This is a genomic window from Streptomyces sp. NPDC059224 (assembly GCF_042754285.1).
Taxonomy (GTDB): Bacteria; Actinomycetota; Actinomycetes; order Streptomycetales; family Streptomycetaceae; genus Streptomyces.
In genome coordinates, this window is record NZ_JBHZAN010000055.1 from 1 (window position 1) to 12,637 (window position 12,637).

Consider the following 12,637-nt stretch of genomic DNA (forward strand, 5'->3'; position numbering starts at 1 on the left):
CGGGGGGGCGGGCGGTGGGCGCCGGGGGGGGGGGGGCGCGGGGGCGTTGCCGGCCGCCCGCCCCGGGCGCCGGCGGCTCACCGCGAATATCGCATCAGCGCCCGCACCATGTGGCACGTGCTGGCGGACGGCGGGTGGATGCCGATGTCCTGCGCCGTGCTCCTGATCGTCTCGTCGCGCGCCTGGTTGGGCAGGTAGACGCCGGAGTCGAGCAGGGCGATGGCCAGACGCATGGCCTTGAGGCGGCGGTTGTGCATGACGTACCACTCGCGTGGCCGCCCGGCCGGCAGCGGGTGCTTCTCCGCCGGCGCGTAGGGCGAGTCGAGCAGGACGGCACGCTTCGCGGTGGACTGGGTCGGCAACGGCTTCGGCTTCAGAGCGGCAGCGGGCACAGGCATCCTCCTGTCGCGGTCAGAGGGCCTCCGGACACCCCGGCGACTCTCTCGAACACTGCTTCCAGTGTACTGGCCGCCACTGACAATCGGGGGTCCCGAACGAGCCGTCAAAACAGCAGGTGACACGCGTTGTTGCGGTCCCGGTTCAGCGGTTTCGGATGGTGCGCGTGGGGCGGCGGAAATTCGAACACGGCTAGCGCTGGACCTGGTCGGGGTAGTCGGATTCGTGCACGCTGACGCCGTGCAGAACAACGTCCCGTACGGGACGGTCACCGGCCCTCGTGGGGGTCGCGGCGATGGCGTCGACGACGCGTCGGCCGGCCGCGTCGAGGACGTCGCCGAAGATGGTGTGCTTGCGGTTCAGCCAGGGAGTGGGTGCCACGGTGATGAAGAACTGGGAGCCGTTGGTGTGCGGTCCGGCGTTGGCCATCGCCAGCCGGTAGGGCCGGTCGAAGGCCAGGTCGGGATGGAACTCGTCCCGGAACTGGTAGCCGGGGCCGCCCCGTCCGGTTCCCAGCGGGTCACCGCCCTGGATCATGAATCCCTTGATCACGCGGTGGAAGACGGTGTCGTCATAGAGCCTGGCCCGGGTCTTCCGCCCGCTGAGCGGGTCGGTCCACTCCCGTGCCCCCTCGGCCAGATCGACGAAGTTCCGTACGGTGCCGGGCGCGTGGTCCGGCAGGAGGCGCAGCGTGACGTCCCCGAGGCTGGTGTGCAGGACGGCGTGGAGTTCGCCGTCGGGCACCCGGGGGCGGCCGGACGGCGCGGCGAGCGCCTCACGGCTCCGGGCCACCGTCTCGGCGGCCTCCACGAGATCCGTCGCCCGGTTCCCCCCGGGCTTCCCGCCCATGTTCCCCGGCCGGCGGGCCGGCACCGCGACCGGCGCAGCAGCCGCCGGACCATCGGTGTCCACCCCGCCGAAGCCCGGCACCACGACCCCCTCGCCGCCGGCCGCCGCCCCCACATCGCCGGCGTCAGCCCCGTCGGTGAACGTCCCGCCGCGGTCCGTCCCGGGCGTCGCCGCCCACCGGTTCCGTACCAGGGTGATGCCGTGTCCGCCGTTGCGGGCGCGCTGCTGCGGCTTCGGTCTCGACTTGGCGGTCAGTTCGCGGTGCACGTGCCAGAACAGCGTGTCCATCTGCAGGAGTGCGGCTCCGCCGGGCACGCCACCGCCCAGCGCGGCGATCAGTTCGCCGGTGAACGCGGTGTACTTCTCCCCTTCCGGCGCCCAGGCCGTCCTGGTCTCGGCCGCGGCCGTCATCAGGTAGGTCCCGTCCGCCTCGGCCAGGGTGGCGAGCGTGCCGTCCGCGCCGAGGTGGCCGGTCATCGCCCGGCCGCTGTAGCAGCAGTCCAGGATGACGACCTTGCGGGGCGCGTCGCACTCGTACACCAGCATCCGGCGGACCGCGTCGTAGGGCACCGCCCGGTACAGGCGGCTCGCGTCCGCGCGCGGCAGCGCGAGATACAGGTCGCCGTCCTGGGAGACCAGTCCATGCCCCGCGAAGTACACCAGCATCAGGTCGGCCGCCTCGGTGACGGCGTCGTGGACGGCGTCCAGGACCGCTTCCGGGGACGCCGGATCGTGCAGGACACGGCAGTTGGGGCCGCGCAGCCCCCACAGGTCGTCGGCGCCGAGCAGGCTCGCCAGGTCGTCGACGCCGCCCGCCACGGAGGGCAGCACGGGCAGGGTGGCGTACTCGCTCACGCCGATCAGCAGCGCGCGGGAGGCCGCCGGGTCGGGCAGGCCCATCACGACCCTCCCGGCGTTCCCGGCCCGGACCCCGCCCCGTCCGGGTCCGGGTCCCGCGGACGGGCGGCGGGTTCCTCCAGGGCGGCCACGATGCGGCGTACGGTCTCGGCCGAGCCGTCCTGCACGGTGACCGACCGGCCGTCCCCGAGCTGGATGACGATCGGCGGGGCGGCCGGCCGCTGGCCGCGCCAGGCGGCGTACGCGAGCGCCAGGTTGAGCGCCGAGAAGCCCTGGCCGAGGACCAGTTCGATGATCTCGACCGCTCCCATCGCGGTACCAGGAGGCGGCGTGGGCGCGTCCGGCGCGGGCACCAGGGCGGGGGTGGCCGCGCGGCGCGCGTCGGGATCCTCGCGCAGCCATCGGTACAGATCTCGTACGGCGTCCTGCCCGCCGTCCGCCGTCGTCGTCATCCGGACCCGCATCGCTCCCCCGATTCCGTCGGCCGTCCGACCACGATAGGGAAAAAGGGCGCCCGGGGTGATCCGTCCGCGAAGCCGGGCGCCGGTGCGCCGGGCGGTGCCGAGGGGTGCCGGGGGGTGGCTACCGTGGCCGGTATGGAGATCTGGATCAACCCGGCCTGCTCGAAGTGCCGTACCGCGATCGGCCTGCTCGATGCCGAGGGTGCCGACTACACCGTCCGCCGCTATCTGGAGGACGTGCCGAGCGCGGACGAGATCAGGGCCGTACTGGGGCGGCTGGGGCTCGAACCGTGGGACATCACCCGCACCCAGGAAGCCGTGGCGAAGGAGCTGGGGCTGAAGGAGTGGGCGCGGAACGAGGCGGCGCGCGACCGCTGGATCACCGCGCTCGCCGAGCACCCGAAGCTCATCCAGCGGCCGATCATCACCGCGGACGACGGGACGGCGCTGGTGGCCCGTACCGACGAGGCGGTGCAGGAAGCGCTGGCCAGGGTCGAGCGGTGACCGGAGCGGAGCGCCCCTCAACTGCCCTGTGACGTACGTTACTTCGGCGACTCCGGTAACCGTTGAGTAACTCCGTTCGGTATCTCGTACATAGCGGCGTACGTTCCCCCACCCCTCCCAGGAGGCGCGCATGTCGCGTAGGAGAACTCTCGGCGCCAAGAAGTCGATCGCTCTGCTGGTCGGCGCCGCGGCCGTGGCCGGCGGCGGGGCCTTCGTCCTGGCGTCCACCTCGAACGCCGCGCAGACCCCGCAGAACGCGAAGACCCTGTCGTCGGCCGCGGACTCGACCGTCTGCTCGGGGCTGGCCACCGCCCTCGGCAACAACCAGAAGTTCATCGCGGACCAGAGGGCGAACCCGGACGCCCAGTCGGCGGCCCGGATCGCCAACCGCGATGCGGTCATCGCACAGATCAAGGTCCAGCAGAAGGCGTCCGGTTGCGTCGTTGGGGAGTCGGCTCAGGGCTCCCAGGCGGCGGGCGGCGCGCAGACGGGCCAGACCGGTCAGACGGGCCAGACCGGCCAGCAGACCGCCGCGCCGGCGCCCTCGAAGAGCCCGGCCACCGGGAACACCGGAGGCGGTGCCGCAGCCGCGGGCCAGCAGGTCTGCAACGGCTCGACCGTCACGCTCTCCGGCGAGGCCGGCGCGCCGGCCGCCTCCAGCAACCAGTTCCCGGCGGGAACCACGCTGAAGGTCACCAACCTGGACAACAACAAGTCCACGACGGTGAAGGTCACCTCGGTGTCCGGCAGTTGCGTGCTGCTCAACAACGCCGCCTTCGAGCAGGTCCGGGAGCCCGGCAAGTTCCTGATCCGCCGCGCCCTGATCCAGAAGGTCGGCTGATCGACGGGACGGGCTGCGGCCCGGCCGCCGGCTTTCACGGAGGGAAAGCCGGCGGCCGCCGGGCGGGGCCCGCGCACGGCGCCCGAAATGGGCTCTGTACCCCGCCCGCCCCGGCCTCACAACGTGAGCCGCACCACAGAACCGCCAGGTAACACCGGGTTCACATTCGAGCAACGATCGGGAAATCGCCTGTTGACAGGCTGCCGGGCGACACCGAGGCGCCCCAGTGCCGTAGCGCCGCTGCACCCGCAAGTGCGCCCGACCCACCCCGAAGGATGTGGCCCGTGACCTTCAAGGCTGAGTACATCTGGATCGACGGCACCGAGCCGACGGCCAAGCTGCGTTCGAAGACGAAGATCATCGCGGGTGCCCCCGCCGGTCTGGACGCGCTGCCGATCTGGGGCTTCGACGGGTCCTCCACGAACCAGGCCGAGGGGCACTCCTCGGACCGTGTGCTGAAGCCGGTCTTCACCTGCCCGGACCCGATCCGCGGCGGCGACGACGTACTCGTCCTGTGCGAGGTCCTGGACATCGACTTCACCCCGCACTCCTCCAACACGCGTGCCGCGCTGGCCGAGGTCGCGGAGAAGTTCGCCGCGCAGGAGCCGATCTTCGGCATCGAGCAGGAGTACACCTTCTTCGACGGCGCCCGCCCGCTGGGCTTCCCCGAGGGCGGCTTCCCGGCCCCGCAGGGCGGCTACTACTGCGGTGTCGGCGCCGACGAGATCTTCGGCCGCGAGATCGTCGAGGCCCACCTGGACAACTGCCTGAAGGCGGGCCTGGCGATCTCCGGCATCAACGCCGAGGTCATGCCCGGCCAGTGGGAGTTCCAGGTCGGCCCGGTCTCCCCGCTGGAGGTCTCCGACCACCTGTGGGTGGCCCGCTGGCTGCTCTACCGCACCGCCGAGGACTTCGGCGTCTCCGCCACCCTCGACCCCAAGCCGGTCAAGGGCGACTGGAACGGCGCCGGCGCGCACACCAACTTCTCCACGAAGGCGATGCGCGAGGGCTACGACGCGATCATCACCGCGTGCGAGTCGCTCGGCGAGGGCTCCAAGCCGCTCGACCACGTCAAGAACTACGGCGCCGGCATCGACGACCGGCTGACGGGTCTGCACGAGACCGCCCCGTGGAACGAGTACTCCTACGGCGTCTCCAACCGCGGCGCGTCGGTCCGCATCCCCTGGCAGGTCGAGAAGGACGGCAAGGGCTACATCGAGGACCGCCGCCCGAACGCCAACGTCGACCCGTACCTGGTGACCCGGCTGATCGTCGACACCTGCTGCACCGCCCTGGACAAGGCCGGCCAGGTCTGATCCGCGAACTCCCCGCGGGGGCGTCCACCGTCACGGTGGACGCCCCCGCGGCGTTGTCGGTGGCGCGTGCCATGGTGGGCGCATGGAGATCGACGAGGAGCTCGCCGTCAACGCCTGGACGGAGAACGGGCAGAGGTACCTGTGGGGTTCGCCGGACGTCCTGCGCGAGGCGGTGCGCGGGCTCGGCGCGGCCGGGAACCGCTTCCTGATCGCCCAGCGCGTCCCGGACCTGCCGAAGGTGTTCGCGCAGGTGTGGCACGAGGAGGGCGGCGGCTACCGCCTCGAACACCGGCGCGGCGCTGACGAGTTCTCCGGTACGGACCTCACGGACCCGAACCGGGTGGCGGAGCTGCTGACCGGCTGGGCACGGGAGGACGAGGGCTGGGACGCGGGCGTCGCCTGGGAACCGGTGCCGGTGCCGCCGCGCGAGGAGGCACCGGCGCTCGCGGCCGACGTCGCGGCCCGCGCCGAGGCCCAGGTGCGCGTCCTGCTCCAGGACGGCTACCTGGGGATCGACCGGCTCGTCCGGGAGACCGTGGACCTGATGGCGGACGACGAGCGGGACGGCCCGGCGCCGGTCTCCGCGGCCCAGGCGCGCGAGCTCGTGGAGCGGCTCTGGGTGGCGCGGGTGGCGGAGCAGCGGGCCTGGCGCGGACCCACCGACCCCGACCGGCTGACCCGGGCGTTCGCGGCACTGGAGCGCGAAGGCGTCGTCGCCCGCGAGGACTTCACCTGCTGCCGCTCCTGCGGCCTGGCCGAGATCGGCGCCGAGGCCGAGGACGCGGGCGGGACGAGGGGCTTCGTCTTCTTCCACCACCAGGGCACCCGTTCCGCCGCCGAGGGCCACGGCCTCAGCCTCTACTACGGCGGCTTCGACGGCTCCGCGGAGACGACCACCGCCGTGGGCCGCGAGGTGGTCGCCGCCCTCACCGCCGCCGGGCTGTCCGCAGTGTGGGACGGCAATCCGGACAAGGCGATCGAGCTCACCCCGCTGACCTGGCACAAACGCCTGGTGGGATGAGGAGGCCGACGTCCGGATCCCGCCAGGGACGCGTCCAAGCAGTGAGAGGAGGGTCCTGTTTCCGGGCTGTCTCTGCTTCAATGGGCGCATGGCCAGCTACCAGAAGTGCAGCGCGACGGGTCGCCATGACCTCGAGCCCTTCTGGCCTTCCCGTCAGCACCACGACTTCGACCGGGTGTGTTGCCGCGCGACGAACGCGCGGGCCCTCTAAAGCCGTACACCCCGGCCTTCGGCCAGCGCGAAACGCAGAACGTCCCGGCGCGCCCGACCACGAATCGCGGCCGTCGTCCCGACCGACGAACTCCTCGCGCGAAAGAGCTGACGTCTCATGGCGACCACTCGTTCTCTCTCCTCCGCCTCCGCCCCCGCCTCCACCCTCGCCGCCTCCTCGGCCGCCCGGCACCGGCTGCGCGCCGTCGACCGGGACGAGGTGGTGGACATGGCGGACTTCCTGCCGCCGGGCGCCACCTGGCTGCCCGCCCCGCAGCACACCGTGCCCGCCCTGCCGGGCCGGCCGCCGATGATCGGCTACCTGGTGCTGGTTCCCGCCGACCAGCGGCCGCCGTTCCTGCCGGTCGCGGTGCCGGACGCGCGGGAGCAGGCCGACGCACCGGGCGAGCGGGACGCGAGCGGCGTCCGGCCGCTCGTCACCGTCGACCCCGTGCAGCGCACCGCCCAGGTCGACGGGCGTGAACTCGACCTCACCTACCTGGAGTTCGAGCTCCTGGCCCACCTCGTCGCGCACCCGAACCGGGTGCACACCCGCGACCAGCTGGTCACCACGGTCTGGGGCTACGGCCACGTCGGCGACGGCCGCACGGTCGACGTCCATGTCGCCCGGCTGCGCCGCAAGCTCGGCGCGGAACACCGCAAGGCGATCCAGACGGTCCGCCGGGTCGGCTACAAGTACACCCCGCCGACCGGCCGCTGACGGGACGCTCTGCCCTCGGCAGAGTCCCGTTCCCTCCGGCGCCGTGTCCGGGCACGATCACTCGCATGAGACTTCTGGTGCTGGGTGGTACGGAGTTCGTGGGGCGGGCCGTCGTGGCGGCGGCGCTGGGGCGCGGCTGGGAGGTGACCGTCTTCCACCGGGGACACCACCCGCCCGCGCCGGGCGTGCGGTCACTGCACGGCGACCGCACGGCGCCCGGCGGTCTGGCCGCGCTCGCCGACGGCACCCGGTGGGACGCGGTCGTCGACACCTGGTCGGCCGCGCCGAGCGCCGTGCGGGAGACGGCACGGCTGCTGCGGGACCGCGCCGGACGGTACGTCTACGTGTCCAGCTGCTCGGTCTACGACTGGCCGCGCCCGGCCGGGTTCGCCGAGGACACGGCCCTGGTGACGGGGGCCGCCGCCGCCGGGCACACCGAGTACGCGCGGGACAAGCGGGGCGGTGAGCTGGCCGCCGTGGAGTCCTTCGGCGCGGACGGCTCGGTACTGGTGCGGGCCGGGCTGATCCTCGGGCCGTACGAGAACGTCGGCCGGCTGCCGTGGTGGCTGAACCGGATCGCCCGGGGCGGCCCGGTCCTGGCTCCCGGGCCGCACGACCTGCCCGTCCAGTTCGTGGACGCCCGCGATCTCGCCGAGTGGACTCTGGGCGCGGTCGAGCGGGGCCTGTCCGGGCCGTACAACCTGGTCGCGCCGTTCGGCCACACCACGATGGGCGCGCTGCTGGAGGCGTGCCGCCGGGTCACGGGCTCGGCGGCCGAGCTGCGCTGGACCGGCCCCGAGGTGGTCCTCGCCGCCGGGATCGAGCCGTGGGTCCAGCTGCCGGTGTGGGTACCGCCGGGGAGCGAGACGTACGACGCGGTGCATCGCATGGATGTGTCGCGGGCGGTGGGGACGGGGCTGGTGTGCCGGCCGGCCGAGGAGACGGTGGCGGACACGTGGGAGTGGCTGCGGGAGACCGGGGGTGAGGTGCCGGTGCGAGCGGACCGGCCGGCCGTCGGACTCGACCCCGAAGTCGAGGCGAGGGCGCTCGGCCTTCCGGCAGGAGGGCCGTGATCGGTGCGCGAGCCGTTGGGGGCTGAGCGCGCCCACGCGGCGGAGCCGCAGATCGCCGCAGCCCGCGCCCCTGGCGGGTCGTCGCACCCCTCGGGGGTGTACGCAGCACCACCCCCTCGCACGGGGCTTTGGGCCAGTGACCCGCGGCGCAGTGGTCGGACAGACTGGCGCCATGATGACGAACACGAACAGCCGGGGCTTCCGTGCCAGGGTACGGGAGGTCGTGCTCGCCGCCGTACGGGGGCTGGTGCTGGCGCTGGTGATGCCGGCGCTCTCGATTCTCTGCTTTGTCCTGACCGTGGTCTCCGTCGCGCTGATCCCGGCCGGCCTCGGCATCCTCACCACCCCGGCGGTCCTCGGCGGTGTGCGGGACGTGGCGGACGTGCGGCGACGGCTCGCCCACGAGTGGTGCGGGATGCGGATCCCGTCGGCCTACCGGCCGCTGCCGGCCAAGGCCGGCCCCTGGACCCGCACCCTCGCGCTGCTCCGGGACCCGCAGGTCGGGCGGGACGTGCTGTGGCTGCCGGCCGACATGACGGCAGGGTTCGTGACCGCGCTGCTGCCCGCGCTGGCCGTGTTCTATCCGCTGGAGGGGTTCGCGGTGGCCGCCGGGCTGTGGCGGGTGCTCGGGGACGGCTACTGGTACGGCTTCGTGCCGGTCACCGGGCAGGCCACCGCGTTCGCCGCCGCCGGACTCGGCGCCGTCATCCTCGTCGCCGCCGCGCGGTACGCCCCGGCCCTGCTGACCGTCCACTTCAGGCTCACCCGTGCCGTCCTCGCCCCCGGGGAGGGCGAACTCACCGAGCGGGTGCGGGTGCTGACCGAGACCCGGAAGGACGCGGTGGACACCTCGGCGGCCGAACTGCGGCGGATCGAGCGGGATCTGCACGACGGGGCGCAGGCCCGGCTGGTCGCCATGGGCATGGACCTCGGGACCGTCGAGATGCTCCTCGACAAGGACCCGGAGAAGGCGAAGCGGCTGCTCGCGCAGACCCGGCAGGCGTCCGTGGAGGCCCTGGGCGAGCTGCGCGACCTGGTGCGGGGCATTCACCCGCCGGTGCTCGCCGAGCGCGGACTCGGCGATGCCGTACGGGCGTTGGCACTGCGGCTGCCGGTGCCCACGGAGGTGACCGTGGACCTGCCGGGCCGGGCGGACGCGCCGGTGGAGTCGGCCGCGTACTTCGCGGTGAGCGAGGTGCTGACCAACGCGGTCAAGCACTCCGGCGCCGACCGGATCTGGGTGGACGTGCACCACGTGCCGGAAGGCGCCGGCATGCTGCGGATCTCGGTCACCGACCACGGCAGGGGCGGCGCGGTGATCGGCGCCGGGTCGGGGCTCGCCGGGGTCGAACGGCGGCTCGGTACATTCGACGGCGTCCTGGCCGTCAGCAGCCCCGCGGGCGGTCCCACCATGGTCACCATGGAGATTCCGTGCGCGTTGTCCTAGCCGAAGACCTGTTCCTGCTCCGCGACGGGCTGGTCCGGCTGCTGGAGGCCTACGACTTCGAGATCGCGGCCGCCGTCGAGACCGGCCCCGAACTCACCCGGGCACTGGCCGAGCTGGAGCCGGACGTGGCCGTGGTGGACGTACGGCTGCCGCCCACGCACACCGACGAGGGGCTGCAGTGCGCGCTCAGGGCGCGGCGGGACCGGCCGGGGCTGCCGGTGCTGGTCCTCTCCCAGCACGTGGAGCAGCTGTACGCGCGGGAGCTGCTGGCCGACGGCAGCGGCGGGGTGGGGTATCTGCTCAAGGACCGGGTGTTCGACGCGGAGCAGTTCGTGGACGCCGTACGGCGGGTCGCGGCAGGCGGTACGGCCATGGATCCGCAGGTGATCCAGCAGCTGCTGTCCCGGCGGGCCGGCGACCGGCCCCTGGGGGCCTTGACACGGCGGGAGCTGGAGGTCATGGAACTGATGGCGCAGGGCCGTTCGAACGCGGCGATCGCCGCCCAGCTCGTCGTCACGGAACGGGCCATCGCCAAACACACCTCCAACATCTTCACCAAACTGGGACTCGAGGTGTCGGACGATGACAATCGGCGCGTCCTGGCCGTGCTCGCGTATCTGGACCGCGACCGCTGAATTTCCAGAAGTTGCCCTGCTCAAACGGCAGTTGTGCCCCAAGTCGGTAACAAGTCTCTGATGAATTTATGAGACGGCTGAACACCACTGAGGCGCCCTTCGTATGAGAGGGCGCCGCTTCACTCCTGTCGGGCGCCTCGATGCTGCCCCGCCAAGGAAGTCAGAGGAGTTCCATGGGACGCAACACACGCAAACGCCGTACGCCGCTGGCCACCAAGGCCATAGCCGCATCGGCGGCCCTAGTGCTCGGCGGGGGCGGGCTGCTTTGGGCACAGATGAACGCTTCGGCGCATGAGTCGAACAACTCTGCCCAGAACTACACCAAGGCCGCCGCTGCCACGGTCGCGACGATCTCCTGCCCGGACGTCGGCCAGAAGCTGACGAACGTGCCGTGGAAGGCCAGGCAGGGGGTGGCGATGGAACTGGCGAAACTCGACAAGCAGATCACCGAGGCCTACGCCCGTCTCGCCTCCACCCGCCAGGCCCAGGCGAACGACGCGAACTTCGTGCAGAACGCGATCGTCGCCCCCCTGAAGGAGAAGCGGGCGGCCACGATCGACCGGATCCGGATCGACATCACCCGGGTCGGCGGACAGTTCGACAGCTCGCTGGCCCAGCTCGCCGCCTGCACCACGCAGACCGCCAACCAGACCACCGCCGGCGGGGGGAACAACAACGGCGGCCAGAACAACAACAACGGTGGTCAGAACAACAACAACGGCGGCCAGAACAACGGGAACAACGGCCAGGCCACGGCCGCCCCGAGTGCCAGCGCCAGCGCCCCGGCCAACATCGGCGGGCAGGCGGGCAACGGCCCGGTCGCGGCCGACTTCGTGGACATCACGAAGGTCGCGCCGAACGTCCTGGCCAAGCCGCAGAAGCAGCGCACCGCCTCGACGGGTTCCTTCACCACCCGCTGCGGTGTGAACGCCAACAAGAACCACAACACCGACAACGTCATCGTGGCGCCCGGCGTGGCCAACGGCGCGCACCACCTGCACGACTACGTCGGCAACCAGAAGGTCAACGCCTTCGCCACCAACGACTCGATGCTGGCGGCGCCGAGCTCCTGCCAGAACCAGAGCGACCTGTCGTCGTACTACTGGCCGGTCGTGCGTGTGCAGAACGGCACGCAGGACTTCGACCAGAACGCGGACGGCGGTGGCAAGGAAGGCAACGTCGGCAAGATCCTGACCCCGCAGTCGGCGGAGATCAAGTATGTCGGCAGCCCGGCGAGCAAGGTCGTCGCGATGCCGCAGTTCCTGCGCATCATCACCGGTGACGCCAAGACCACGACCAACGGTCTGGCCAACGCCAACGCGCACTGGAGCTGCACCGGCTTCGAGAACAAGGTCCAGCTGACCGAGCAGTACCCGATCTGCCCGCGGGGCAGCAACGTGGTCCGGACGTTCGCCTTCCAGAGCTGCTGGGACGGCGTCAACATCGACAGCGCCAACCACCGTACGCACGTGGCCTTCGCGGACCCGGCGAGCGGTGTCTGCGGGAACGGCTTCAAGGCCATTCCGCAGCTGACGATGCGTCTGGTCTACAAGATCACCCCGCCGACCGTCCAGAACGGCCAGGTGAAGAACGCCTACGCGGTGGACGGCTTCCCGGAGCAGCTGCACAAGCCGTCGACCGACCACGACGACTTCATCAGCGTCACCAAGAACAACCTGGCGGCGAAGATCGCCAACTGCGTCAACTCCGGCCGCAAGTGCCAGTGAGCCGTAGCTAGCCGGTGACCCGGAAACACGGAGCGGGCGGTGGGAATCTCCCACCGCCCGCTTCCTTGTGTGTGCCGGGACGTTCAGCCGGTGTGCTTGCTGTGGTCGGTCCCGATCTCCTCCTCGCCGCCCAGCGTGGTCTGCAGCGTCTTGACCACCACGTCGTCGCCGACGGCGACCCACTTGCGGCCGACGAGGTAGAAACCGCCGTAGTCCTTGGCGTCGTTGATCCACTCGCGCTGGCCGCGGTCGGTGGCGAAGGTGGCGAAGACGAACTTGCCGGCGGAGGTCTTGCAGATGGCCTGGCGGACCTCGTCGGAGTCGATCTGCATGTCCGGGGTGCACTTCACCTTGGCGGCCAGGCTCTCCAGGCTGCCGGTGGCGGCCACCGGGATCTTCGCCTCCGCGGTGCTGTCACCGGATCCACAGCCCGCCAGCGCCAGTACGGCCGCCGCGCCGGCCGCGGCGAGCATCGGTCGGGTCAACCTCATCTGTTCCTCCGGTCGCGTTGCCGGCCCCGGGAATGCCTTCGGGGCCCTCCCCATCGATACGGCTGCGGGGCACGGGGCGCTCAAATC

13 protein-coding genes and 1 pseudogene are annotated in these 12,637 nt (G+C 71.8%); 9 read left to right on the forward strand and 5 right to left on the reverse strand.

What is annotated here, in order from left to right:
• Positions 1-77 precede the first annotated feature (77 nt).
• The 4 genes and pseudogenes from ACFXI4_RS39940 to ACFXI4_RS39955 form a co-directional block, all read right to left on the reverse strand.
• Positions 78-392 carry a hypothetical protein gene (locus ACFXI4_RS39940; RefSeq protein ID WP_385001169.1) on the reverse strand — a complete coding sequence of 105 codons (315 nt, stop codon included), beginning with the start codon at positions 390-392 and terminating at the stop codon, positions 78-80.
• 196 nt (positions 393-588) lie between these two features.
• Positions 589-1,140, reverse strand: coding sequence for a peptidylprolyl isomerase (locus ACFXI4_RS39945; protein WP_362728594.1), 552 nt, complete (start codon positions 1,138-1,140; stop codon positions 589-591).
• A gap of 360 nt (positions 1,141-1,500) precedes the next feature.
• Positions 1,501-2,145, reverse strand: a pseudogene (locus ACFXI4_RS39950) (caspase domain-containing protein); the annotation flags it as partial.
• The gene (locus ACFXI4_RS39955; RefSeq protein ID WP_385001172.1) at positions 2,145-2,555 is read right to left on the reverse strand and encodes a hypothetical protein; all 411 of its coding nucleotides are present in this window, start codon (positions 2,553-2,555) and stop codon (positions 2,145-2,147) included. The pseudogene ACFXI4_RS39950 and the gene ACFXI4_RS39955, both read right to left, overlap by 1 nt.
• Positions 2,556-2,699: 144 nt before the next feature.
• Here ACFXI4_RS39955 and ACFXI4_RS39960 point away from each other — a divergent pair, with 144 nt between their 5' ends.
• The 9 genes from ACFXI4_RS39960 to ACFXI4_RS40000 all read left to right on the forward strand — a co-directional run bounded on the left by ACFXI4_RS39960 (position 2,700) and on the right by ACFXI4_RS40000 (position 12,059).
• Positions 2,700-3,068 (forward strand): arsenate reductase family protein, encoded by a 369-nt coding sequence (locus ACFXI4_RS39960; protein WP_362728590.1) that lies wholly within the window; start codon positions 2,700-2,702, stop codon positions 3,066-3,068.
• 130 nt (positions 3,069-3,198) lie between these two features.
• Positions 3,199-3,909 carry a hypothetical protein gene (locus ACFXI4_RS39965; RefSeq protein ID WP_385001175.1) on the forward strand — a complete coding sequence of 237 codons (711 nt, stop codon included), beginning with the start codon at positions 3,199-3,201 and terminating at the stop codon, positions 3,907-3,909.
• Between the two features lie 284 nt (positions 3,910-4,193).
• Positions 4,194-5,225 (forward strand): glutamine synthetase, encoded by a 1,032-nt coding sequence (gene glnII / locus ACFXI4_RS39970; RefSeq protein WP_360493662.1) that lies wholly within the window; start codon positions 4,194-4,196, stop codon positions 5,223-5,225.
• Positions 5,226-5,307: 82 nt separating this feature from the next.
• Positions 5,308-6,246 (forward strand): DUF6891 domain-containing protein, encoded by a 939-nt coding sequence (locus ACFXI4_RS39975; RefSeq protein WP_385001179.1) that lies wholly within the window; start codon positions 5,308-5,310, stop codon positions 6,244-6,246.
• A gap of 328 nt (positions 6,247-6,574) precedes the next feature.
• Positions 6,575-7,177, forward strand: coding sequence for a winged helix-turn-helix domain-containing protein (locus ACFXI4_RS39980; protein ID WP_385001182.1), 603 nt, complete (start codon positions 6,575-6,577; stop codon positions 7,175-7,177).
• A 65-nt stretch (positions 7,178-7,242) separates the two neighbouring features.
• A complete protein-coding gene (locus ACFXI4_RS39985) occupies positions 7,243-8,250 on the forward strand; it encodes an NAD-dependent epimerase/dehydratase family protein (RefSeq protein ID WP_385001185.1) in 1,008 nt (335 codons plus the stop codon).
• Positions 8,251-8,422: 172 nt separating this feature from the next.
• The gene (locus ACFXI4_RS39990) at positions 8,423-9,697 is read left to right on the forward strand and encodes a sensor histidine kinase (RefSeq protein ID WP_385001188.1); all 1,275 of its coding nucleotides are present in this window, start codon (positions 8,423-8,425) and stop codon (positions 9,695-9,697) included.
• On the forward strand, positions 9,682-10,332 hold the full coding sequence (locus ACFXI4_RS39995; protein ID WP_385001191.1) for a LuxR C-terminal-related transcriptional regulator: 651 nt from the start codon (positions 9,682-9,684) through the stop codon (positions 10,330-10,332). Before ACFXI4_RS39990 ends, ACFXI4_RS39995 begins: the two co-directional genes overlap by 16 nt.
• Positions 10,333-10,505: 173 nt before the next feature.
• A complete protein-coding gene (locus ACFXI4_RS40000) occupies positions 10,506-12,059 on the forward strand; it encodes a DUF1996 domain-containing protein (RefSeq protein WP_385001194.1) in 1,554 nt (517 codons plus the stop codon).
• A gap of 83 nt (positions 12,060-12,142) precedes the next feature.
• On the opposite strand, the gene ACFXI4_RS40005 is transcribed toward ACFXI4_RS40000, so the two are convergent.
• A complete protein-coding gene (locus ACFXI4_RS40005; RefSeq protein ID WP_362727852.1) occupies positions 12,143-12,550 on the reverse strand; it encodes a hypothetical protein in 408 nt (135 codons plus the stop codon).
• Positions 12,551-12,637: the final 87 nt, after the last annotated feature.

Coding starts and splice junctions, on each gene's coding strand:
- ACFXI4_RS39960 (WP_362728590.1), top strand. CDS start 2,700: ATGGAGATCTGGATCAACCCGGCCTGCTCGAAGTGCCGTACCGCGATC.
- ACFXI4_RS39965 (WP_385001175.1), top strand. CDS start 3,199: ATGTCGCGTAGGAGAACTCTCGGCGCCAAGAAGTCGATCGCTCTGCTG.
- ACFXI4_RS40005 (WP_362727852.1), bottom strand. CDS start 12,550: ATGAGGTTGACCCGACCGATGCTCGCCGCGGCCGGCGCGGCGGCCGTA.
- ACFXI4_RS40000 (WP_385001194.1), top strand. CDS start 10,506: ATGGGACGCAACACACGCAAACGCCGTACGCCGCTGGCCACCAAGGCC.
- ACFXI4_RS39980 (WP_385001182.1), top strand. CDS start 6,575: ATGGCGACCACTCGTTCTCTCTCCTCCGCCTCCGCCCCCGCCTCCACC.
- ACFXI4_RS39955 (WP_385001172.1), bottom strand. CDS start 2,555: ATGACGACGACGGCGGACGGCGGGCAGGACGCCGTACGAGATCTGTAC.
- ACFXI4_RS39985 (WP_385001185.1), top strand. CDS start 7,243: ATGAGACTTCTGGTGCTGGGTGGTACGGAGTTCGTGGGGCGGGCCGTC.
- ACFXI4_RS39975 (WP_385001179.1), top strand. CDS start 5,308: ATGGAGATCGACGAGGAGCTCGCCGTCAACGCCTGGACGGAGAACGGG.
- ACFXI4_RS39990 (WP_385001188.1), top strand. CDS start 8,423: ATGATGACGAACACGAACAGCCGGGGCTTCCGTGCCAGGGTACGGGAG.